We start from the raw sequence: 23,521 nt of genomic DNA on the forward strand, positions 1-23,521 counted from the left end.
ATGACACAAGCAAGAAGCCCAAGTTGCGCTGTGTCCTCCTCGGTGGACTGCCGCTTGCCGGCTCCGCCGAAGAGCACGCGCTGCGCGCGGAAGGGTGTGGAGTGGGGTGGGGGTGGCGTTGGGCTGGTGGGTGCGGGGCGGGGTGTTGTGCGGGGCGGGCAGGTGTTGTGTGTGGGTCTGGCGGGGTGGTGTGGGGGAGGACACAGTTGGGGGTTTGGGCTGGAACCGCAAAAGTGCGGATAGGCCGGACGGGTGCACACGGCGGCAGAGCCGCGTGAGGTCCACCAAACACGAGGGCTCGACGGGTAGCGTGCGCTGCCGTGACCCCATCCCCGGAGCCGCCGCCTGCGCACGTGCGTGCTGCGTTTGGTGCGCGTGATGCCGAACCGGAGTTGATCGACGCCGGGCCGGTGTGGCGGTGTGGTGATGCGGCTATTCGACCGGCGGGGAAGCCGGCCGAGGCGACCTGGGTGGCGAAGACGTTGGACACGCTCTCCGTGGACAACCTTCGGGTCGCCAGACCCCTGCGGTCCACTGACGGGCGGTATGTCGTCGGTGGGTGGGCTGCCACCAAGTACCTGTCTGGGCGGGCTGAGCCTCGGTATGACGAGGTGGTCGAGGTGGCGGTGAAGTTGCACGCTGCTACCGCCGGGTTGGCGAAGCCCCGCTTCCTGGACGCTCGTACCGACCTGTTCGCCAAGGCCGACCGGCTTGCCTGGGAGGACGAGCAGGCCGAGCTGGACCCGAGTCTGGGCGGGCGGCTGTTCGAGTTGCTCTCCGCCTACCGGAAGCCGGTCCAGCTCAAGCCGCAGGTCGTGCACGGGGATCTGTTCGGCAATGTGTTGTTCGCCGGGGACGCTGCGCCCGCGATCATCGACTTCACCGCCTACTGGCGTCCGGCCGAGTACGGTGCGGCAGTCGTCGTAGTGGACGCGCTGTCCTGGGGTGGCGCGGATCACGGGTTGATCCAGCGGTGGTCCCACCTGGCGGAATGGCCGCAGGTGTTGTTGCGCGCGACACTCTTCCGGCTCGCCGTGCACGCGCTGCACCCCCTGTCGAGCACTCAGTCGCTGGTAGGGCTCGAACGGACGGCCACGAAGGTGACCGCGTTGCTGTGACCTCACCCGCAGTCCACGCGTGGTGCCGGAGCAAGTTCGCGTGGACGAAACATTCTGCGGTTCGCCGTTAACAGCGCGTTCTTACCGTCGGCCCCGTGACCGACACCCACTGCCCGTACTGCGCGCTCCAGTGCGCGATGTCCGTGACCGGGGGCAAGGTGTCGCCGCGGGAGTTCCCGACCAACCGCGGCGGCCTGTGCCAGAAGGGCTGGACGTCCGCCGAGCTGCTGTCCTCGCCCGCCCGGCTGACCACGCCGCTGGTGCGTCGCGACGGCGCGTTGCACCCGGCCACGTGGGACGAGGCGCTCGACCTCGTCGCCGCCAAGCTGCGTGAACTGCGTGCCGAGCACGGGCCGGACTCGGTCGGCGTGTTCGGCGGTGGTGGGCTGACCAACGAGAAGTCCTACCTGCTGGGCAAGTTCGCCCGGGTGGCGCTGGGCACCTCCCAGATCGACTACAACGGCCGGTTCTGCATGTCCAGCGCGGCGGCGGCCGGCACGAAGGCGTTCGGCCTCGACCGGGGCATGCCGTTCCCCGTAACAGATCTCGATCACGCCGACGCGGTGCTGTTGGTCGGAGGTAACCCGGCCGAAACGATGCCGCCGTTCGTGCAGCACCTCAAGGGCGCGGAACTGATCGTCGTGGACCCGCGCCGCACGGCCACCGCCGAGCTGGCCACCCTGCACCTCCAGCCCGCGCCGGGCACGGACCTGGCGCTGGCGCTGGGCCTGCTGCACTGCGCCGTCGCGGACGGGTACCTGGACAAGGACTACCTCGCGGAACGCACGAACGGGTTCACCGAGGCGTGGCAGATCGCGGCCTCCTGGTGGCCGGAGCGGGTCGAGCGGGTCACCGGTGTCCCGGTCGCCGACCAGCGGGCCGCCGTGCGCATCCTGGCCGAGGCCGAGAACGCCTACGTCCTGACCGGCCGGGGCACCGAGCAGCACGCCAGCGGCGCGGACACCGTGTCGGCGTGGATCAACCTGGCGCTGGCGCTGGGCCTGCCGGGTCGGCGCGGCTCCGGCTACGGCTGCCTGACCGGCCAGGGCAACGGCCAGGGCGGGCGCGAGCACGGCCAGAAGGCCGACCAGCTGCCCGGCTACCGCAAGATCGACGACCCGGCCGCCCGCGCGTACATCCAGGACGTGTGGGGCGTGGACGACCTGCCCGGCCCCGGCCGCTCCGCCTACGAGCTCCTCGACGCCCTGGGCCAGCCGGACGGCCCGAAGGCGCTGCTGGTGTTCGGCAGCAACCTGGTGGTCTCCGCGCCCCGGTCGCAGCACGTCGTGGACCGGTTGGGCGCGCTGGACCTGCTCGTGGTGTGCGACCTGGTGCTGTCGGAGACGGCCGCGATCGCCGACGTCGTGCTGCCGATCACGCAGTGGGCCGAGGAGAGCGGCACGATGACCAACCTCGAAGGCCGCATCCTGCTGCGCCAGGTGGCGGTCGACCGCCCGGACGGCGTGCGCAGCGACCTGGAGGTGCTCCAGGGACTGGCCACCCGGCTGGGCCAGCCGGTCGAGCGCTTCCCGGTCGAGCCCGAGGTGGTGTTCGAGGAGCTGCGGGTCGCCTCCAAGGGCGGTCTCGCCGACTACTCGGGCGTCACCTACGACCGGCTGCGCGCGGGGGAGGCCCTGCACTGGCCGGTGGTGGAGAAGAGCACCCCGCGGGTGTTCCTGGACCGCTTCGCCCACCCGGACGGCCGCGCCCGGTTCATCCCCGTGGACCACCGCGGACCCGCGGAGATGCCCGACGCCGACTACCCGTTGCAGGCCACCACCGGCCGCGTCCTCCAGCACTACCAGTCCGGGGCGCAGACCCGGCTGGTGCGCGAGCTGGTCGCCGCCGAGCCGGAGGCCTACGTCGAGGTCCACCCGGACACCGCGACCCGCGCCGGCCTGCGCGAAGGCGACCTGAGCGCGGTGGTGTCGCGGCGGGGTCGGACGGTGGCGCGGGTGCGGTGCGTGCCGTCCATGCGCATCGACGTGGTGTTCCTGCCGTTCCACTTCGCCGGCGAGGGCCGCGCGAACCTGCTGACCAACCCGGCGCTGGACCCGACCAGCCGGATGCCCGAGTTCAAGGTGTGCGCCGTCCGATTGGAGTCGGTATGACCAGGAACGTTGTCGTCGTGGGCTACGGCATGGCCGGGGCCCGGCTGGCCGACGAGATCCGCAGGCGGGACCCGCGCGCGGAGCGGGTGTCCGTCACCGTCCTGGGCGCCGAGGCCCACCCCGCCTACAACCGGGTGCTGCTGTCCAGCGTGGTCGCCGGCTCGCTGTCGCCGGAGGCCGTGCGGCTGCACGACCCGGACTGGGCCGCCAAGCACCACGTCGACCTGCGGCTGGGCGACAGCGTCAGCAAGATCGACCGCAGCCGCCGGGTCGTGCACGTGGGCGACACCGAGGTCCCCTACGACTCGTTGGTGCTGGCCACGGGCGCGCGCTCGTGGGTGCCGCCGACCGCCGGCCTGCTGGACGGCAACGGCGGCCTCGCGCCGGGCGTGGTGGCGTTCCGGTCGCTGGACGACTGCGCGCGGATCGTCGCCGCGGCCTCGCCGGGCACGCCGGTCGCGGTGCTGGGCGGCGGTCTGCTCGGGCTGGAGGCCGCCCGCGGCCTGGCCGGGCGCGGCTGCCTGGTGACCGTCGTGCACCCCGTGGGGCACCTGATGGAACGCCAGCTGGACCCGGGCGCGGGCCGGGTGCTGGCCAAGACCTTGGAGACGCTGGGTATCGAGTTCCGGCTGGGCGCGCTGGCCTCGGAGTACGTGCCCGGCGAGGGGCTCGTGCTCGACGACGGCACGCAGGTGCCCGCCGAGCTGGTCGTGGTGTCGGCCGGGGTGCGGGCGGAGACGGGGCTGGCCGAGCAGGCCGGCATCGTCGTGGACCGCGGCATCCTCGTGGACGACGCCCTGCGCACCAGCGACCCGCGGGTGCACGCCATCGGCGACTGCGCCCAGCACGTCGGCACGGTGTCGGGGCTGGTGCAGCCCGCGTGGGAGCAGGCGGCGGTGGTGGCCGACCTGGTCACCGGCACCGCGCCCGCGTCGCGCTACGCCGGGACCACCGTCGTGACCCGCTTGAAGGCCCGGGACGTCGACCTGGCGGCCCTGGGTGACGTGCACTGCGAGGTGGACTCCCCGGACGCGGAAGTCCTGTGCTTCCAAGACCCCGCGCGCGGCCGGTACGCGAAGTTGGTGCTGCGCGACGACAAGGTGACCGGCGCCATCGTGCTGGGCGCGCCGGACGCGGCGGCGGCCATCACGCAGCTGTTCGACCGCGGCCTGCCCGCGCCCACAGACCGGTTGGCGCTGCTGCTGGGCCGTGCGCTGCCCGCGGAGAACGTCGCCAGCCCGGCGGACCTGCCCGCCTCCGCGGTGGTGTGCCGGTGCAACACGGTGAGCAAGGGGCAGATCGTCAGCGCCTGGCGGGCCGGCGCCACGACGGTGTCGACGATCGCGGAGAAGACCCGGGCGAGCACGGGCTGTGGGGGCTGCAAGGACGCGGTGTGCGGCATCGTCGACTGGCTCGCCGCCTCACAACCGCAGCCCGTCTGATGTGCGGCGGAGTTGCCGCCCACGACACCTGATCGCACGCCGAGGTAACGGGCCGTTCCTACGGTCTGCGCAATCACGAGCTTGGGAGGCCGCTATGAGCACGGTGGTGGAGACCGAAACCCTTGCGCCGCAGACGAAACGACGCGGCCGGTGGATCGACGACTGGAACCCGGAGGACGCGGAGTTCTGGGAGCGCACCGGGAAGAAGGTCGCGCGGCGCAACCTGATCTTTTCGATCCTCGCGGAGAACCTGGGCTTCACGGTGTGGAGCCTGATGAGCATCGTCGTGGTGAGCCTGGGCTCGGTCGGGTTCAGCTTCAGCGTCGGCCAGACCTTCTGGCTGCTGATCGTGCCGAACCTGGTCGGCGCGGTGCTCCGCATCCCCTACACCTTCGCGGTGCCGAAGTTCGGCGGCCGGGCGTGGACCACGATCAGCGCGAGCCTGCTGCTGATCCCGTGCGTCATGCTGATCATCGCCGTGACCAACCCCGGCACGCCGTTCTGGTTCTTCCTGCTCACGTCGGCGGCGATGGGCTTCGGCGGCGGCAACTTCTCCTCCTCGATGGCGAACATCTCGTTCTTCTACCCGGAGGGCAAGAAGGGCCTGGCGCTGGGCCTGAACGCGGCGGGCGGCAACCTGGGCGTCGCGATGGTGCAGCTGGTGGTGCCGATCGTGATCACCATCGGCACGGGCGTCAACCTGGCCTACGCGGCGGCGTTCTGGATCCCGTTCATCGTGGTGGCCACGGCGTGCGGGTGGTTCCTGATGGACAGCCTCACCCAGGCCAAGCCGGACGGCACGTCCTACCGCAAGGCGCTGACCAACAAGCACACGTGGGTGATGTCGTTCCTGTACATCGGCACGTTCGGCTCGTTCATCGGCTTCTCGTTCGCGTTCCCGTCGCTGATCAAGATCAGCTTCGTGGAGTACAAGTCGTTCGTCGGCCTGGCGTTCCTGGGCGCGCTGATCGGGTCGGTGAGCCGGCCGTTCGGCGGGTGGCTGTCGGACCGGTTCGGCGGCGCCCGCGTGTCCCTCGTGGTGTTCCTCGGCATGGGCCTGGGCGTCGTGGGCGTGCTGGTGAGCGTGAGCACCAAGACGTTCCCGCTGTTCTTCAGCTCGTTCATCGCCCTGTTCGTGCTGGCCGGCATCGGCAACGGCTCGACCTACCGGATGATCCCCGCCATCTTCGCCACCCAGGTGCCGGACACCGCGTCGGCCAAGCGGCAGGCGGCGGCCGTGGTCGGCATCGCGGGCGCGATCGGCGCCTTCGGCGGTGTGCTGGTCAACCTGGTGTTCAAGTTCTCGCTGGAGGGCAGCAAGACGCTGGCCCCGGCGCTGACCGCGTTCCTGGTGTTCTACGGGCTCTGCGTGGCCACCACGTGGTGGTTCTACCTGCGCAGCCGCGTCTTCACGCAGGTCCCGAGCCTCGCGTACGCGGGTATCTGAAGCCCGGGGTGTGACGCGCACGACGCTCTGAAGTGCGGCGTGAGGCTGCTTTAACACCTGCGCAACATTCGCGACCTTGTCACGACACGGTGCCCGGTGAGCATAGCCGGGCAAGAGGAAGGAATGGTCCCATGACGCGAACGCTGGTTGTCGTCGGTCACGGCATGGTCGGACACCGTCTCGTGCAGGCGCTGCGCGAGAAGGACGTCACCGACCAGTGGCGGATCGTCGTGTTCGCCGAGGAGGGGCGTCCCGCCTACGACCGTGTCGCCTTGTCGTCCTATGTGGACACCTGGGACGCGGAGACGCTGAGCCTCGCGCCGCACGAAGACCCGCTCGTCGAGCTGAACCTGAACGACCTGGTCGTGCACATCGACCGGGACAACAAGGTCGTCCGGAGCATGTCGGGCCGGGCGCAGGAGTACGACGCCCTGGTGCTGGCCACCGGGTCGGTGCCGTTCGTGCCGCCGGTGCCCGGCCGCGACCTGCCCGGGTGCCACGTGTACCGGACGATCGAGGACCTGGACGGGATCCGGGCCACGGTCGAGAACGCGCACTCCTCCGGTCGGCACGCGGGCATGGTGCTCGGTGGCGGCCTGCTGGGCCTGGAGGCCGCGAACGCGCTGCGCGGCATGGGCATCTCGCCGCACGTGGTCGAGCTCGGGCCGCGCCTGATGCCGTTGCAGGTGGACGAGGGCGGCGCCGGGCTGCTGAAGCGGCTGGTGGAGAAGCTGGACCTGACCGTGCACACCGGCACGTCGGCGTCCTCCATCGAGCGCGACGGCGACCGGCTGATCGCCAAGCTGTCCAACGGGACCGAGCTGGACCTGGACGTCGTGGTGTTCTCGGCGGGCATCCGGCCGCGCGACCAGCTGGCCCGCGAGTTCGACTTGGAGGTGGGCGCGCGCGGCGGCATCGTCGTGGACTCGGCGTGCCGGACCTCGGACGAGAACATCTACGCCATCGGCGAGTGCGCCAACCTCGACGGCATGGTGTACGGCCTGGTCGCGCCCGGCTACTCGATGGCCGAGGTGGTCGCGGACCGGCTGCTCGGCGGCACCGCCGAGTTCCCCGGCGCCGACATGTCGACCAAGCTGAAGCTGCTGGGTGTGGACGTGGCGTCGTTCGGCGACGCGCACGCGCAGACCGAGGGCGCGCTGGAGGTCGTGGTCAACGACGCCGTCGCCGGCACCTACGCCAAGGTCGTGGTGTCCGACGACGCCAAGACGCTGCTGGGCGGCATCCTGGTCGGCGACGCCTCGAAGTACCCGGCGCTGCGGCCCCTGGTCGGCCGTCCCGTGCCCGGCGACCCCGTGTCGCTGATCGGCCCGGCGGGCGGTGTCGAGCTGACGCTGCCCAACGACGCCCAGGTGTGCTCGTGCCACGCGGTGACCAAGCAGCACATCGTGGACGTCATCGGGTCCGGCGAGGCCGTGGACGTGCCCGGCATCAAGGCGTGCACCAAGGCCGGCACGGGCTGCGGCTCGTGCGTCCCGATGCTGAAGAAGCTGCTGTCGGAGTGCGGTGTCGAGCAGTCCAAGGCGCTGTGCGAGCACTTCGAGCAGTCCCGCGCGGAGCTGTTCGAGATCGTGCGGGTGACCGGGATCACCACGTTCACCGAGCTGATCTCGCGGTACGGCCGCGGGCGCGGCTGCGACCTGTGCAAGCCCGCCGTGGCCTCGATCCTCGCGTCGCTGGACAACGGCCACGTGCTGGAAGGCGAGCAGGCGGTGTTGCAGGACACCAACGACCGCTTCCTGGCCAACCTCCAGCGCAACGGCACGTACTCGGTCGTGCCGCGCATCCCCGGCGGCGAGATCACGCCGGAGAAGCTCATCGTCATCGGCGAGGTGGCGCGGGACTTCGGGCTGTACACCAAGATCACCGGTGGCCAGCGGATCGACCTGTTCGGCGCGACCGTCGACCAGCTGCCGCAGATCTGGAAGCGGCTGGTGGACGCCGGTTTCGAGTCCGGCCACGCCTACGGCAAGGCGCTGCGCACGGTGAAGTCGTGCGTGGGGACGACCTGGTGCCGCTACGGCGTGCAGGATTCGGTGGGCCTGGCGATCGAGCTGGAGCTGCGCTACCGGGGCCTGCGGTCGCCGCACAAGCTCAAGTCCGCCGTGTCCGGGTGCGCGCGGGAGTGCGCCGAGGCCCGCGGCAAGGACTTCGGCATCATCGCCACCGAGAAGGGCTGGAACCTGTACGTGGGCGGCAACGGCGGCTTCACGCCCCGGCACGCCGACCTGCTGGCGTCCGATGTGGACACCGAGACGCTCATCAAGCTGATCGACCGGTTCCTGATGTTCTACATCCGCACCGCGGACCGGTTGCAGCGCACGTCGACCTGGATCGAGGGCCTGGAAGGCGGGTTGGACCACCTGCGCGCGGTCATCGTGGACGACAGCCTCGGCATCTGCGCCGACCTGGAGGCCGCGATGGCCAAGCACGTGGACAACTACGCCGACGAGTGGCGTGGCGTGCTGGAGGACCCGGAGAAGCTGGCCCGGTTCACCTCGTTCGTGAACGCGCCCGGCACGCCCGACCCGACGATTTCCTTCCGCGAGGAACGCGGTCAGAAGGTGCCAGTTGTGCTGGGGATTCCGGAGGTCGTCCGATGACACCCGTGTGCGAGTTGAGCGCGTTGCAGCCGGAGCGCGGGGTGGCCGCGCTGCTGCCCGACGGCACCCAGGTCGCCGTCTTCCTCACCCATGACGGCCAGGTGCACGCGCTGGGCAACATCGACCCGTTCAGCGGCGCCGCCGTGCTGTCCCGGGGCATCGTCGGCGACCGGGGCGGCGTGCCGGTGGTGGTGTCGCCGGTCTACAAGCAGGCGTTCGAGCTGAGCACCGGCAAGTGCCTGGACGACCCGTCCACCGGCGTCCCCGTCCACCCGGTCCGCGTGGCCGACGGGATCGTCCAGGTCGGGTCGCCGTGAACGCCGCCCCGCTGGCCGGGTACACGGTCGGAGTGACCGCCGCCCGGCGGGCCGACGAACTGACGGCGCTGTTGGAGCGCAAGGGCGCGACGGTGGTGCACGGTCCGGCCATCCGGATCGTGCCCCTGCCCGACGACGCCGAACTGCTGGCCGCCACCCGCGAGGTGGTGGAACAGCCGCTGGACGTCGTCGTGGCCACCACCGGCATCGGCTTCCGGGGCTGGGTCGAGGCGGCGGAGGGCTGGGGCCTGGCGGCGCGCCTGCTGAACCGCTTGGCGAGCGCGCAGGTCATGGCCCGTGGTCCCAAGGCGCGCGGGGCGGTGCGCGCGGCGGGCTTGGTCGAGGCGTGGTCCCCGGAGGGCGAGAGCAACGCCGAACTGCTGGACCACCTGATCCGGGCGGGTGTGGCGGGCAAGCGGATCGCGGTGCAGCAGCACGGCGAGCCGCTGCCCGATTTCGTGTCCGCGCTGGAAGCCGCCGGTGCGGAGGTCGTGCCGGTCTCGGTGTACCGCTGGACCGGCCCGGTGGACCCCGCGCCCTTGGACCGGCTGGTGGACGCGGTGCTGGCGAGGCAGGTGGACGCGTTGACCTTCACCAGCGCGCCCGCGGCGGCGAACGTGCTGCGGATGGCTTCCGCGACCGGCCGTTACAAGGAGCTGGTGGGGGTTCTGCGGTCGGATGTGCTGGTGGTCGGGGTGGGTTCGATCACCGCCGGCCCCTTGGTCGCGGCCGGCGTGCCCGTGATCCAGCCCGCCAGGGCGCGGATCGGTGCCCTGGCCCGCGAACTGACCTTGGCGTTGCCCGCACGCGCCACCCGCCTGCGCATCGCCGGCCGAGACATCGAACTGCGCGGCCAGGCGGTCGTGGTGGACGGCGAACTCCGCCCCGTCGCACCCGCCCCGATGGCCGTGCTGCGCGTCCTGGCGGCGGCCCGTGGCCGGGTCGTCTCCCGCCGGGAACTGCTCGCGGCACTGCCGAGCGGCGGTGAAGAACACGCGGTGGAAACCGCGATCGGCCGCCTGCGGACCGCGCTGGGCGAGCCCCGGATGGTGACGACGGTCGTGAAGCGCGGCTACCGATTGGCAATGGACCCCGCTGGAGTCGCGGTATGACGTTGGTTCTGGTGGCGCACGGCACTCGTGATCCCGCTGGTGCCGTGGTCGTGGAGGAGATCGCTGCCCTGGTGCGGTCGCGGTTGGGCGGCGTGCCGGTGCGGGTGGCTTATGCGGACGTGCGGCAGCCCGATGTGACGGCTGTGCTCCGGGATGTGCCTGGGCCGGCTGTTGTTGTTCCGGCTTTTCTGGCGGCTGGGTACCACGTGCGGGTGGACATTCCGGAGCAGATTGCGGCTTCCGGTCACCCTGATGTGGTCGTGACGGCTCCCATTGGGCCTGCTTTGTTGCCGGCTGTGGTGGCGCGGTTGGAGGAGGCTGGCTGGGAGCCCGGTGACTCCGTCGTGCTGGCGGCGGCTGGGTCTTCCGATGCTCGGGCTTTGGGCGAGGTGCGGAAGGTGGCTCAGGCGTTGTCCCGGCGGGTTGGTGGGCCGGTGCAGGTGGGGTACGCGGCTACTGCTTCGCCTCGGATCGCGGACGTCGTGGCTGCTACGCCTGGGCGGGTGGCGGTGGCGTCTTGGCTGCTTGCGCCTGGGTTGTTCCACCGGGCGGTGTCGGAGTCGGGTGCGGCCGTGGTGGCGGCTCCGATCGGTGCGCACCTCCGAGTGGTGGAGGCCGTCTTGTTGAGGTACTACCAGGCCAGATGCTTCGAGGACGTCGCCTAGAACGCGCTTCGCGCTCTCAAGATCACAAGCGCCTCGCCGGCGGGCAGGCCGCCAAGGATGACTCAAAAGAAAAGGCGGGGGCTTTTTGCGTCATCCCCGTATGGCCTGGCGGAGCCAACCACAGATTTCCCCGGGTGCTGCTAAAAACTTTTGCTCGTTCCTCGCAAAACTTTTTGGCTGCACCCGGGGAAATCTGTGGTAGCCCTTCGGGCAGGCCATACGGGGATGACGCAAAAAGCCCAAGCAGGGGAGTGCCGCGCGGCAGCTTCGTGAAAAGCCGTCGCGCGGTGGCTGGCGGAACGTTGTCGTGCGGCGGCTGGCGGAAGGTTGTCGTGCGGCGGCGCGGGCGAGGCGGTGCCGCGCGGTGGCAGGGCGAGGCGGTGCGGGCTGGGAATAGTTGAGCCTTCAACCAGGTTGACCTGGTCGAGCGACCCCCGCACCCTGGAGGTCCCGCCGAAGGAGGCAGTGATGCCCGCCATCACCGCAGACACCCTGACCCTGCCCAGGCTCCCCGACCTGCCCGAAGCCGCCACGACCTGGCGTCCGGTGCGGAAGGTGGTCCAGGCGCAGAAGTTCTTCGAGGGTGAGGGCTTCCAGGTCCGGCGGCCCTTCCCCGGTGTGGACCTCGCGCTGGCCGACCCCTTCCTCCTGCTCGACCACATGGGTGCCGTCGAGTACGGGCCGGGGGAGGCCAAGGGTGCCCCCTGGCACCCGCACCGCGGGTTCGAGACGGTCACCTACATGATCGACGGGGCCTTCGAGCACCAGGACTCGACCGGCGGCGGCGGGCTCATCACCGACGGGGCGACCCAGTGGATGACTGCCGGAAGTGGAGTCCTCCACAGTGAACTCCCGCCGCAGGAGATGGTGGCCAAAGGCGGCCTGTTCCACGGCGTCCAGCTGTGGGTGAACCTGCCCAAGGCAGCCAAGTGGACGCCCCCGCGCTACCAGGACATCAAGGCGCGTGACGCCGTCCTGCTCTCCAGTGACGACGGAGGCGCCCTGGTCCGGGTGATCGCGGGGGACGTGGCGGGCTTCCGCGGTCCGGGCATGACCTACACGCCGATCACCTACCTGCACGCGACGCTCAGCGCCGGCGCCCGTCTCGCGCTGCCGTGGCCCGAGGACTTCAACGCCCTGGTCTACGTGCTGTCCGGGCGGGGGACGGTCGGGGCGGAGGGCCGTCCGCTGGAAGAGGGACGGCTGGCCGTGTTCGGGCACGGCTCGGCGTTGACCATGCGGGCGGACACCGCTTGGGACGTGCTCGTCCTCGGTGGTCTGCCGTTGAACGAGCCCGTGGCCAGGTATGGGCCGTTCGTGATGAACACCCGCCGGGAGATCCTCGACGCGATCGAGGACTTCCAGGCCGGGCGACTGGGCCGGACCCACGTGCCGCACGTGAGCCCGGCGGACGAGGAGGTCTGACGTGTCCGACATCCGTGAGCTGGTGGCCAAGGGCCGGGAGTTCCGGGCCGCCGGCGACCCGAGTGGCGCGGTGCGGTTCCTCGCGGAGGCGGCCGAGCGCGTGCCGGGCGACCGGACGGTGCTGACCGAGCTGGCGCTGGCGCACTTCCAGTCCGCCGCGCTCGGGCGGGCCGAGGTCGTGCTGCGCACGCTGGTCGACCTCGACCCGTCCGACGGCTACGCCCGGCTGCTGCTGGGGCGCACGTTGTCCCGGCAGAGCCGGCACGCCGAGGCGTTGCCGCAGTTGCGGCTGGCCGCCGCGTTGACCCGGGACCCCGACGTCGACGCGGAGGTCGCGCGGGTCGTCGCGCGGGTCACCACAGGCCCGGCGGCTCCTCCTCCTTCTCCTTGACGGCCTCTTCCCAGCGGTACGTGCGCAGGTTGACCTTCCCGTTGTCGGCCACCACGCCTTCCTCGCGCAGCAGTTGCAACTGCTCGTCGGCGATGTGCGGGGCGCACGTGCCGTTGGCCCGCAGCACCCGGTGCCACGGCAGGTCGTGCCCGTCCTGGTTCAGGATCTGGCCGACCAGCCGGGGTGACGGGGCGCGGGACAGGTCGGCGACGTCGCCGTAGGTGGCCACGCGTCCGCGGGGGATCGACCGCACCACCTCGCGGACCAACTCGTGCAGCTCTTCATCCACCGGCCAAATATTCCACGACCGCTCCTCCCGGAGGGCCGCCCCCGGAATTGTCGGTACCCCGTGGTTCTATCGGCACGTGGCACACAACCGGGCTCCGTTGCTGGTGCGCCGGGTGCGGGAGGACCGCCCCGAGCGCCACTGGGACGTGCCCGCGCGCGCGGTGTTCGACCACGCCGGCGGGCCGCTGCGGGTGCTCGGCGGCCCCGGCACGGGCAAGACCGAGCTGCTCGCGGAGGTCGTGGCCGACCGGGTGCGGCGGGGCGGGGTGCACCCCGAGCGGGTCCTCGTGCTGACACCGAACCGGCGGGCGGCGGTGTCCCTGCGCGCCCACATCACCCGGCTGCTCACCAGCAGCGCCGAGGGCGAGGTGCTGCCGACCACGCAAGAACCGCTGGTCCGGACAGTCCACTCCTACGCGTACGCGGTGCTGCGGGCGCAGGCCGTGCAGGCGGGGGAACCCGCGCCCCGGCTGCTGTCCGGGCCGGAGCAGGACGCGGTGGTGCGCGAGCTGCTGGCCGGTGACGTGGGGATGGGCGCGCGGAAGTGGCCCGAGCGGCTGCGGCCGGCGTTGGGGCTGCCCGGGTTCGCCCACGAGCTGCGGGACCTGCTGCTGCGGGCCACCGAGCGCGGCCTGGCCCCGGAGGACCTGGTCGAGCTGGGCCGGGCGCAGGGCCGGGACGAGTGGGTGGCGGCCGGGCTGTTCGCGATCCAGTACGAGCAGGTCAGCCTGCTGGCCGGGGCGGGGCAGGGGCTGGCGGCCTCCTACGACGCGGCGGAGCTGGTGGGCAGCGCGCTGCTGGCGTTCGACACCGAGCCGGAGGTGCTGGCGGCCGAGCAGCGCCGGGTCCGGCACCTGCTGGTGGACGACGCGCAGCACCTCGACCCGTTGCAGTTCGAGTTCATCTCGCGGCTGGGCGGTGCGGCGCAGGAGTTCGTGCTGGCGGGCGACCCGGACCAGGCGGTGTTCTCCTTCCGCGGCGCGGACCCGGTGCTGCTGGCCGACACCGACTGGCCCACGGTGGTGCTGCGGCGCAGCCACCGGATGGCGCCGGAGATCCGGGACGCGGTGCGGCGGCTGTCCGGTCGGTTGCCGGGCACGTCGCCGACACGGGACGTGCTGCCCACAGAAGGCACAGGCCACGTGCAGGTGCGGTTGTTCGCGTCCGGCGCGCAGGAGGCGAGCTGGGTGGCCGACCAGTTGCGGCGGGCGCACCTGATCGACGGGGTGCCGTGGTCGGAGATGGCCGTGGTGGCGCGGTCCACCAGCCGGTCGCTGCCGGTGCTGCAACGGGCGTTGCTGGCGGCGGGCGTGCCGGTGGCGGTGCCGACCGACGAGCTGCCGTTGGCGCAACAGCCCGCCGTGGCGCCGTTCCTGGCCCTGCTCCGGTGCGCCGCGTCGCCGGGCACGTTGGACGAGGACACGGCGGCGATGCTGCTGGCGTCGCCGCTGGGCGGTGCCGACCCGTTGGCGCTGCGGCGGTTGCGGCGCGGTCTGCGCCGGCTGGAGATGGCCGCCGGCGGCGACCGGCCCAGCGGTGAGCTGCTGGTCGAGGTGATCGAGGCCGACGACCGCCTGGCCGCGCTGGAGGACGCCGAGGCCATGCCCGCGCGGCGCGTGTCGGGCCTGTTGCGCAAGGCGCGCAAGGGGATCGCCGAGGGGCAGAGCGTCGAGCAGGTGCTGTGGGACCTGTGGCAGGCCACCGGGCTGGAGAACCGCTGGGTCGCGCAGTCCGCCCGGCACGGCACGTCCGGCATGCAGGCCGACCGCGACCTGGACGCGATCGTGGGCCTGTTCGAGGCGGCGGCCAAGTACGTGGACCGCCTGCCCGGCGCGGGGGCCGAGGGTTTCGCGGACTACCTGGCCGGGCAGGAGATCGTGGGCGACACGCTGGCCGCGTCCGCCCCGGTGGGCGAGGCGGTGACCGTGCTGACCGCGCACGCGTCGGCCGGTCGGGAGTGGACCGTGGTGGCGGTCCCCGGCGTGCAGGAGGGCAGCTGGCCGGACCTGCGCCTGCGCGGCTCGCTGCTGGGCGTGGAGCGGATGGTCGACACCCTGGCCGGCGTGGGCGACGAGGTCTCCGCCGTCGCGCCGCTGCTGGCCGAGGAACGCCGGCTGCTGCTGGTCGCCGTCAGTCGAGCGCGGCGGACACTGCTGGTCAGCGCCGTGCGCGGCGAGGACGAGCAGCCGTCGAGGTTCCTCGACGAGATCGAGGAGCTGTCCACCGACCAGCCCGAGCGCCCCACCTTCACCCCGGAACGCGGCCTGGTCCTGGCCGAACTCGTGGGGGAGTTGCGCCGGGTCGTGTGCTCCGACGACGAGACGGAGGACCGCCGCACCCGTGCGGCGACCCAGCTCGCCCGGCTGGCGGCGGCCGGTGTCCCGGGCGCCCACCCCGACTTCTGGTACGGCTTGGCCGAGGTGACCACCGAGGATCCACTGTGGACGGAGGAGCACACGGTCAGCGTGTCGCCGTCCACGGTGGAGGTGCTGGCCAAGTGCCCCCTGCGCTGGGTGGTGGAACGCCACGGTGGCCAGGACCCGGCCGAACTGGCGTCGATCACCGGCACCCTCGTCCACGCCCTGGCCCAAGCCGCCGCGACCGGCGCCGACGAGAAGGAACTCCGCGCCCGGCTGGCCGAGGCGTGGTCGGCCGTGGACGCCGGCGCGCCCTGGTTCTCCCGCCGGGAACGCCTGCGGGTGGAGAAGATGCTGGACACCTTCCTCACCTGGCTGGCCGCCAGCCGCGACCAGTTGACACAGGTCGCGGTGGAGCACGAGATCAACGTGGAGGTGCCCAAGCAGGAGGGCGGGCCGTGGCTGCGCGTCCGGGGCCGGGTGGACCGCCTGGAGACCGACCGCGAAGGCCGTCCGGTGGTGATCGACCTCAAGACCGGCAAGTCCCCGGTGACCAGGGAGGAAGCCCGGCAGCACCCGCAGCTCGCGGTCTACCAGCTGGCCACGTCCCTGGGCGGCTTCACCCACCTGGGCCTGGGCACGGACCCGGGCGGCGCGCGGCTGCTGTACGTGGCGAAGGAGAACAAGAAGACCGGTGCCACCGAACTGGAGCAGGCCCCGCTGGACGAGCAGGGCGTGCGGGTCTGGCTGGAGGCCGTGCAGGCGGCGGCCGGGTCCAGCGTGGGTCCGTCCTACACGGCCACGGAGAACGCCGACTGCGACCGCTGCCCGGCCCGGACGACCTGCCCCATCCACCCCTCGGGCCGGCAGGTGAGCCAATGAGCACACCCCCTCCGCCCGTGTAACGCACGCCACGCCGCCGAGCCCGTCGGGCCCGCTACTGCGGGTCGCCGAAGATTCCCCCGACCGGAGTCGGAGAATGCAGGGCGTGGTGGCGCCGGGTGGACGACGAGCGGACGAGCTGGGACAGCTCGCCAGCCCGTTCGAGGTCGCCGAAGCGCTCGGCCTGCCCAAGCCCACCCCCGAGCAGGCCGCCGTCATCGCCGCGCCCACCGCACCGGCCCTGGTCGTCGCGGGCGCCGGCGCGGGCAAGACCGAGACGATGGCCGCCCGGGTCGTCTACCTGGTCGCCAACGGCTTCGTCACCCCCGACCGCGTCCTCGGCCTGACCTTCACCCGCAAGGCCGCCCGCCAGCTGTCCGACCGCGTCCGCGCCCGGCTGCGCCGCCTGGGCGGGTCACCGCTGCTGGACCGCCTCGACCCCGGCGGCGAGCGCCGGGCCGCCGTCCTCACCGCCGAGCCGGTCATCCTGACCTACCACGCCTACGCGGGCCGCCTGGTCGGCGAGCACGGCCTGCGCCTGCCCGTCGAACCCGGCGTCCGCCTGCTCACCGAGACCGCGTCCTGGCAGCTGGCCCACCGGGTCGTGTCCACGTGGGCCGAGGACATCGACACCGACAAGATCCCGCCCACCATCACCGGCTACCTGCTGGCCCTGGCCGGCGAACTCGGCGAACACCTGGTCGACCCGCAGGACCTGCGCAAACACGCCGAGACGTTCACGCGGATCATCGAGTCCGCGCCCAAGACCGCCCGCCAACGCGACGGCCTGCCCGAGAAGCTCAAGGACGTCGTCAACGCCCAGCGCCTGCGGGTGAACCTCCTCCCGCTCCTGGAGGCCTACCAGGCCCGCAAGCGCCGGGAAGCGGCGATGGACTTCGCCGACCAGATGTCCCTCGCCGCCCGCCTCGCCGACCACTACCCGGAGGTCGCCCAGGGCGAGCGCGAGCGCTACGGCGCGGTCCTGCTCGACGAGTACCAGGACACCGGGCACGCCCAACGCGTGCTGCTGCGTGCCCTGTTCGGGCGGGGCGAGCCGATGGCCGTCACCTCCGTGGGCGACCCGGCGCAGGCCATCTACGGCTGGCGCGGCGCGTCGGCGGCCAACCTGCCCCGGTTCGTCCAGGACTTCCCGCCGGCCCGCAAGTACGGCCTGCTCACCAGCTTCCGCAACCCGCCCGAGGTCCTCGCCCTGGCCAACGCGGTCTCCGCGCCCCTGCGCGCCTCCGGCCTGGACGTGGACGAGCTGCGCGCCCGCCCCGGCGCGGGACCCGGTGACGTGCGGCTCGCCCTGTTCGACACGGTCCGCGCCGAGCTGGACTGGATGGCCGACACGGTCGCCGCCCAGTGGGAAGCACACCTGGACGAAAGCGACGAACCGCCCACGGCCGCCGTCCTGGTCCGCCGCCGCGCCGACATGGCGCCCATCGCCGCCGCCCTGCGCGAACGCGGCCTGCCCGTCGAGGTCGTCGGCCTCGGCGGCCTGCTGGACGAGCCGGAGGTCCGCGACCTGGTCAGCGCCCTGCGCGTGCTGGTCGACCCGCTCGCCGGCACTGCCGCCGCCCGCCTGCTGACCGGCTCGCGCTGGCGGGTCGCGGCCAAGGACGTCGCCGCGCTGTGGACTCGGGCCCGCGACCTCGCGGGGTCGCCCAGCCGCCAGTCCGTCGTGGAGGACCCGCTGGCCGTTCTCGCCGACGCCCTGCCCGGTGAACACGCCGAACAGGCGGGCCTGGCCGACGCGCTGGACGACCCCGGCGACCCGACCGCGTACTCCGCCGAGGGCTACCGCCGCATCCGCCGGCTGGGCGCGGAGCTGTCGGCCCTGCGCCGCCGCCTCGACCAGCCGCTGCCCGAGCTGGTCGCGGACGTCGAACGCACCCTCCTTCTCGACATCGAGGCGATGGCCCGACCCGGCGGCGTCGGCCGGGCCCACCTGGACGCGTTCGCCGACGTCGTCGCGGACTTCGCGGCGGCCAGCCCATCCGCGACCCTGCCCGCCCTGCTGGACTACCTCTACACCGCCGAGCACGCCGAGGACGGCCTGGAGCCCGGCGAAGTGGAGGTCGCGGAGAACCGCGTGCAGGTGTTGACCATGCACTCCGCGAAGGGCCTGGAGTGGCACATCGTCGCCCTGCCGCACGTGGTCAAGGACGTGTTCCCGGGCCGGAAGAAGACGTCGTGCTGGCTGAAGGCGGTCGCCGAGCTGCCCGCGGACCTGCGCGGCGACGCCCAGGACCTGCCGAAGCTGCGCATCCCGCCGGGCGCGAACCGCAAGGAGGTCGAGGAGGCGCTGGACAAGCACGCCGACGACTTCGAGGACCGCCGCCTGGTCGAGGAACGCCGCCTGCTCTACGTGGCACTGACCCGCGCCGAGCACTGCCTGCTGGTGTCCGGCCACTGGTGGGCCGAAACCGGCGACAAGCCGAAGGGGCCGTCCGCATTCCTGGTCGAACTCCGCGACGCGGTCCTGACGGCCGACCACCCACCCGCCGACATCGCCCACTGGTCCCCGCCCCCGGCCGAGGACGAGCCGAACCCGCTCGCGTCCGAGGTCAAGAGCGCCCACTGGCCCGCCGACCCGCTGGGCAAGCGCCGCGAGGCCGTGGCCGAAGGCGCCCGCCTGGTCCTCGACGCCCTGGACCGCCACCTAGCCGAACAAACCCCACACCAGGCCGAACTCCCGCTCGCCCTGGCTCCCGAGCCGTCGCCCGCGCCCTCGCCCGAGGACTTCGACCTCCCACCCGAACCGGACGACTACGACGAACCACCCGAGCCCGACGACGACCCCTACGCCGAAGAACCCCCGCTGCCCGAACCGGACGAGCCCGAAGACGCCGACCCCGCCGACGCCTTCCCCGCCGACCCCGATCCCGCCGACCCCGATCCCGATCCCGCCGACGCCGACCCTGACGACACCGACCCTGACGACACCGACCCCGAAGGCTGGGCGCGGGACGTCGAGGTGCTCCTGGCCGAACGCGCCGCCGCCGCGGACCGCCGCGAACGCGTGGTGCTGCCCGACCACCTGTCGGTCAGCCAGCTGGTCGAACTCGCCGCCGACCCGGACCAGTTGGCCCGCCGCCTGCGCCGCCCCCTGCCCTTCCCTCCCAACCCGATGGCCCGCCGCGGCACGGCCTTCCACACCTGGCTGGAACAGCGGTTCGGCGCGAGCCGCCTGCTCGACCTGGACGAACTCCCCGGCGCGGCCGACGAGGGAGCAGCCCCCGACACCGAGCTGAAGCGCCTGCAAGAAGCGTTCCTGGCGAGCAAGTGGGCCGACCGCACCCCGTACGACGTCGAGGTGCCGTTCGAGACCGAGATCGACGGGATGTCCGTGCGCGGCCGGATGGACGCCGTGTTCGCCGACCCCGACGGCGGCTGGACCGTCGTCGACTGGAAGACCGGCGCGGTCCCCGAGGAGGAACGCCTACCGGCGCTGTCCGTGCAGCTGGCGGCCTACCGCCTGGCGTGGGCGGCCCTGAAGAAGACCCCGGTGGACAAGGTCCGCGCCGCGTTCCACTACGTCCGCCACGACCACACCCTGCGCCCCGCCGACCTGCTGGACGCCGACGGCCTCCGCGCCCTGATCAGGAACGTGCCCGTCTAGCTGTTCACCCGGGCGTGGGCGGGCACTTCCTTGAGCACCCGGTCGTACAGGACCTCCAGCAGCCACCGCCCGAACAGCGACGGCCCGAACTCGGTCGACCGGTCCTCCGGCGGCACCAGCAGCTCGGCCGCACCGGCCTCGTCCACCGCCACCACCCCGATGCCGTAGTAGTCCAACTCGATCAGCGGCCACGACCGCGACCCCTGCGGCGCGGGCAGCACCACCGAGCACGGCGCGAGCGTCATCAGCGTCCCGCACGACTGGAGCGCGCGGTCCACCGTCGACTCACCCACCAGGACGCCGACCAACTCCACCGCGGGCACGGGCAGGCGGTCGTGCGCGGCCGGCTCGAACCACGACCGGAACCACGACGGGTCGGCCTGCGGCGGCCAACCGTTCGCGCTGCGCCACTCGTGCACGTCGGCACGGACCCGCACGACAGCCGACACCTGGTGTCCCAGCACGGCGACGTCGGGTACGACGATGCCGCGCCAACCGAGTGCCGACGCGGCAGGGTGGAGGAGCGGTTGCACTCGGGCATCCTAGGGCTGGTTGCGGTTTCAATGACAGTCCTCGGGCGCTCTGGGTGTCGAACCCAACGCCCAGAGTGATCAGGCTCAGCGCCGTCCGGCGCGGCACGATCGGGCTCGGCGCGACCCGGCCCCGCCCCGATCAGGCTCAGCGTGACCCGGCTCGCCCCGATCAGGCTCGGCGCGATCCGGCCGCCCCCGATCAGGCCCGCCCGGATCGGTTCCAGCGCGATCAGGCCAGTCCTGGTCGGGTCGAGCCGATCAGGACGCGCCGCGCCGCACCCTCAGCGCCCACAGCACCAGCGGCACCTGGAGCGGCAACCGCCCGTACGCGATGGCCCGGACCTTGGGCGACTTCGTCCGGTAGTCGTAGGCCATCTTCACGTTCGCCGGGAACACCGCCGCGAAGAAGGCCGCCGCGAGCAACCCGCCCCAGCGCCGCGTGCGCGGTGCCGCGACCGCCGCCGCCAACGCCACCTCCGCGACCCCGGACGCGTAGGTCCAGGTCCGGGGCTTGCCCGGCAGGGAACGCGGGATGATCGCGTCGTACGGCTTCGGCTTGGCGAAGTGCGTGACCCCCGCGGTGCCGAGGAGCGCGGCCAGGGCGAGGGCCGACCGCGAACGGGAACGAGTGGGTTCCATGCCGCCCACCCTGTCATGCCTCCCGCCCGCCGGCCCGCCCAGGGTTATCCTCCCGCACCGTGAGCGGTGATCCCGAAAATCCCGAACATCCCGAACGCGCGGCGGTGGCCGCGCTCGCCGACGACTTCCTGGCCGACCTGCGCGAGTGGATCGCGATCCCGTCGATCGGCGCGGACCCGGCCCACCACGGCGACGTGGGCAGATCCGCCCACTGGCTCGCCGACGCGTTGCGCCGCGACGGGTGGCCGGACGTGCGCGTGTGGGACACCGGCCCGGCCCTGCCCGCCGTCTACGCGTGCTGGCCGGCGGCCGACCCGGACGCGCCGACCGTCCTGGTCTACGGGCACCACGACGTGCAGCCGGTCGACCCGGTCGAGCAGTGGGAGCACCCGCCGTTCGACGCGACCGTCGTCGGTGAGGAACTCTTCGGACGCGGTGCCAGCGACGACAAGGGCCAGGTCGCCATGCACCTGCTGGCCGTCAAGGCCCACCTCGCGGCGACCGGCGCGGACCGCCCGGCGGTCACCCTCAAGCTCTTCGTCGAGGGCGAGGAGGAGTCCGGCTCGCCACACCTGCTGCGCCTGCTCGACGACCACCGCGCCGAACTGGCGTGCGACCTGGTCGTGTTCACCGACACCCCGGTCTACGGGCGCGACGCGCCGACCATCTGCACCGGCCAGCGCGGGGTCTACGGCGCGGAGGTGGTCCTCACCGGCGGCACCTCCGACGTGCACTCCGGCCGCGCCGGCGGCAGCGTGCCCAACCCGGCCACCGCCGCCGCCCGCCTGGTCGCGGCCCTGCACGACGACAAGGATCGGGTCACGCTCCGCGACTTCTACGCCGACGTCGTCGAACCGACCGACGCCGAACGCGCCGACTACGCGGCCCTGCCCTTCGACGAGGCCACCTGGCTCGCCAACTCCGGCGGCGCGCGGGCACTGTCCGGCGAGGAGGGCTGGTCCACCCTCGAACGGGTGTGGGTCCGCCCGACCGCCGAGGTCAACGGCATCCACAGCGGCTACGGCGGCCCCGGCCTGAAGACCATCGTCCCCGCCGAAGCCCGCATCAAGCTGTCCTTCCGCCTGGTCCCCGACCAGGACCCGGAACGAGTCGCCCGAGCACTGCGCGACTTCGTCGCCGACCACACCCCCGCCGGCCTGCACGCCGAGGTCCTGCCCGCGGGCGACGGCGCCCCGCCCTACGCGGTCGACGTCACCCACCCGGCCGTCAACACGCTGCGCGAGGTCTTCGAAGCGGCGTTCGAGCAGCCCGTCCGGTACAGCCGGACCGGCGGCAGCGGCCCGGCGGCACTGCTGCACCAGCGCATCGGCGTGCCGGTCGTGTACCTCGGGGCGACCTTGCCGGATGATCGGATCCACGCGCCCAACGAGCGCGTCGTCGTGCCCCAACTGCTGCGCGGCGCCGAGGCCGCGGCCCGCCTGTGGCGGCTGCTCCCGGAGAGGCTGTCATGATCCGCCGGTTCCACGCGGGCCAGCCGTTGGCCGAACGACCAGGCCACTCGCTCGTCGGCGTGATCAGGATGCCCGACGTCGTGCAGAGCCCGACGCGCGCGATCTTGAAACGCGTGATCGGGGCGATGACCGCCCTGCTCGCCGCCGTGCTCATCGTCTACCTGGACCGCGACGGCTACCGCGACGTCAACGAGGACGGCCTGTCCTTCCTGGACGCCTTCTACTACGCCACAGTGTCCCTCTCGACCACCGGCTACGGCGACATCACGCCCGCCAGTTCGTCGGCACGCCTGGTGAACGTCCTGGTCATCACCCCCCTGCGGGTGCTGTTCCTGATCGTGCTGGTCGGCACGACCCTAGAAGTGCTCACGGAACGCTCGCGCCAGGCGCTGCGCATCCAGAAGTGGAGGACCAAGGTGCGCGACCACGTCGTCGTGATCGGCTACGGCACGAAGGGACGGTCGGCGGTCAGCGCCCTCCTGGGCGACGGCATCGAGCCAGGCTCGATCGTCGTGGTGGACACCACCCAGGAGGCCTTGGACGCCGCGTCCGCGATCGGCCTGGTGACCGTCCACGGCACCGGCACCAGCAACGACGTACTCCGCGTGGCAGGCGTCCCCCGAGCCCGCGCGGTGGTGGTGGCGGCAAACCGCGACGACACAGCCGTCCTGGTCACCCTCACCGCCCGCGAACTGGCACCCAAGGCCCAGATCGTGGCCTCGGTCCGCGAACGCGAGAACGAACACCTCCTTCGCCAGTCCGGCGCCGACTCGGTGGTCGTCTCCAGCGAAACGGCCGGCCGCCTCCTGGGCATGGCCACCGCCACCCCGTCCGTGGTGGACATGGTGGAAGACCTGCTCACCCCGGACGCCGGCCTGTCCATCGCCGAACGAGACGTAGAACCGTCGGAAATCGGCGGCTCCCCCCGCCACCTCCCGGACATCGTCCTCGGCGTGGTCCGCGCAGGAACCCTCTACCGAGTAGACGCCCCGGAAGCAGACGCGGTAGAAGCCGGCGACCGCCTCCTGTACGTCAAAAAGGTCACCCCACCCAAGGAAGCCTGACCCACTCCCTGC

General features: G+C 72.3%; 17 protein-coding genes. 14 read left to right on the forward strand and 3 right to left on the reverse strand.

The window, feature by feature from the left end; genetic code table 11:
- Nucleotides 1-320 precede the first annotated feature (320 nt).
- The 10 genes from WBN91_RS20840 to WBN91_RS20885 all read left to right on the forward strand — a co-directional run bounded on the left by WBN91_RS20840 (nucleotide 321) and on the right by WBN91_RS20885 (nucleotide 12,649).
- Entirely contained in the window at nucleotides 321-1,118 is a 798-nt protein-coding gene (locus tag WBN91_RS20840; protein WP_337724754.1) for a TIGR02569 family protein, read from the forward strand.
- Nucleotides 1,119-1,213: 95 nt separating this feature from the next.
- Nucleotides 1,214-3,229, forward strand: coding sequence for a molybdopterin oxidoreductase family protein (locus WBN91_RS20845; RefSeq protein WP_337724755.1), 2,016 nt, complete (start codon nucleotides 1,214-1,216; stop codon nucleotides 3,227-3,229).
- The gene (locus WBN91_RS20850; RefSeq protein ID WP_337724756.1) at nucleotides 3,226-4,671 is read left to right on the forward strand and encodes an FAD-dependent oxidoreductase; all 1,446 of its coding nucleotides are present in this window, start codon (nucleotides 3,226-3,228) and stop codon (nucleotides 4,669-4,671) included. Before WBN91_RS20845 ends, WBN91_RS20850 begins: the two co-directional genes overlap by 4 nt.
- 94 nt (nucleotides 4,672-4,765) lie before the next feature.
- Complete coding sequence (locus WBN91_RS20855) at nucleotides 4,766-6,118, forward strand: nitrate/nitrite transporter (RefSeq protein ID WP_337724757.1); 1,353 nt, start codon at nucleotides 4,766-4,768, stop codon at nucleotides 6,116-6,118.
- Nucleotides 6,119-6,249: 131 nt separating this feature from the next.
- Nucleotides 6,250-8,739 carry a nitrite reductase large subunit NirB gene (nirB, locus tag WBN91_RS20860; RefSeq protein WP_337724758.1) on the forward strand — a complete coding sequence of 830 codons (2,490 nt, stop codon included), beginning with the start codon at nucleotides 6,250-6,252 and terminating at the stop codon, nucleotides 8,737-8,739.
- Nucleotides 8,736-9,056, forward strand: a complete 321-nt coding sequence (gene nirD / locus WBN91_RS20865) for a nitrite reductase small subunit NirD (RefSeq protein WP_337724759.1) — start codon at nucleotides 8,736-8,738, stop codon at nucleotides 9,054-9,056. The genes nirB and nirD overlap by 4 nt, the downstream gene beginning before the upstream one ends.
- Nucleotides 9,053-10,168, forward strand: a complete 1,116-nt coding sequence (locus WBN91_RS20870; RefSeq protein ID WP_337724760.1) for a uroporphyrinogen-III synthase — start codon at nucleotides 9,053-9,055, stop codon at nucleotides 10,166-10,168. Before nirD ends, WBN91_RS20870 begins: the two co-directional genes overlap by 4 nt.
- Entirely contained in the window at nucleotides 10,165-10,833 is a 669-nt protein-coding gene (locus tag WBN91_RS20875) for a sirohydrochlorin chelatase (protein ID WP_337724761.1), read from the forward strand. The genes WBN91_RS20870 and WBN91_RS20875 overlap by 4 nt, the downstream gene beginning before the upstream one ends.
- A gap of 468 nt (nucleotides 10,834-11,301) precedes the next feature.
- Nucleotides 11,302-12,258: a pirin family protein gene (locus tag WBN91_RS20880; protein ID WP_337724762.1), complete on the forward strand. Its 957-nt coding sequence runs from the start codon at nucleotides 11,302-11,304 to the stop codon at nucleotides 12,256-12,258.
- Nucleotide 12,259: 1 nt separating this feature from the next.
- The gene (locus WBN91_RS20885; RefSeq protein WP_337724763.1) at nucleotides 12,260-12,649 is read left to right on the forward strand and encodes a tetratricopeptide repeat protein; all 390 of its coding nucleotides are present in this window, start codon (nucleotides 12,260-12,262) and stop codon (nucleotides 12,647-12,649) included.
- Here WBN91_RS20885 and WBN91_RS20890 read toward each other — a convergent pair.
- Nucleotides 12,612-12,938: an MGMT family protein gene (locus WBN91_RS20890; protein ID WP_337724764.1), complete on the reverse strand. Its 327-nt coding sequence runs from the start codon at nucleotides 12,936-12,938 to the stop codon at nucleotides 12,612-12,614. The genes WBN91_RS20885 and WBN91_RS20890 overlap by 38 nt on opposite strands.
- A 76-nt stretch (nucleotides 12,939-13,014) precedes the next feature.
- Between WBN91_RS20890 and WBN91_RS20895 the strand changes: the two genes are divergently transcribed.
- Nucleotides 13,015-16,176 (forward strand): ATP-dependent helicase, encoded by a 3,162-nt coding sequence (locus WBN91_RS20895; RefSeq protein ID WP_337724765.1) that lies wholly within the window; start codon nucleotides 13,015-13,017, stop codon nucleotides 16,174-16,176.
- 97 nt (nucleotides 16,177-16,273) lie between these two features.
- A complete protein-coding gene (locus WBN91_RS20900; protein WP_337724766.1) occupies nucleotides 16,274-19,801 on the forward strand; it encodes an ATP-dependent helicase in 3,528 nt (1,175 codons plus the stop codon).
- Here WBN91_RS20900 and WBN91_RS20905 read toward each other — a convergent pair.
- Nucleotides 19,798-20,334 carry a hypothetical protein gene (locus WBN91_RS20905; protein WP_121222819.1) on the reverse strand — a complete coding sequence of 179 codons (537 nt, stop codon included), beginning with the start codon at nucleotides 20,332-20,334 and terminating at the stop codon, nucleotides 19,798-19,800. The two genes, WBN91_RS20900 and WBN91_RS20905, sit on opposite strands and share 4 nt — an antisense overlap.
- A gap of 258 nt (nucleotides 20,335-20,592) precedes the next feature.
- Nucleotides 20,593-20,973 (reverse strand): DoxX family protein, encoded by a 381-nt coding sequence (locus WBN91_RS20910; RefSeq protein WP_337724767.1) that lies wholly within the window; start codon nucleotides 20,971-20,973, stop codon nucleotides 20,593-20,595.
- Between the two features lie 59 nt (nucleotides 20,974-21,032).
- Between WBN91_RS20910 and WBN91_RS20915 the strand changes: the two genes are divergently transcribed.
- Both WBN91_RS20915 and WBN91_RS20920 read left to right on the forward strand, forming a co-directional pair.
- Nucleotides 21,033-22,445: a M20/M25/M40 family metallo-hydrolase gene (locus WBN91_RS20915; RefSeq protein WP_337724768.1), complete on the forward strand. Its 1,413-nt coding sequence runs from the start codon at nucleotides 21,033-21,035 to the stop codon at nucleotides 22,443-22,445.
- Entirely contained in the window at nucleotides 22,442-23,509 is a 1,068-nt protein-coding gene (locus WBN91_RS20920; RefSeq protein WP_337724769.1) for a potassium channel family protein, read from the forward strand. The genes WBN91_RS20915 and WBN91_RS20920 overlap by 4 nt, the downstream gene beginning before the upstream one ends.
- The last annotated feature ends 12 nt before the right edge of the window (nucleotides 23,510-23,521 follow it).

The sequence above is a fragment of the Saccharothrix sp. CCNWYY140 genome, from assembly GCF_037401995.1.
In the GTDB taxonomy this organism is placed as follows: Bacteria; Actinomycetota; Actinomycetes; order Mycobacteriales; family Pseudonocardiaceae; genus Actinosynnema.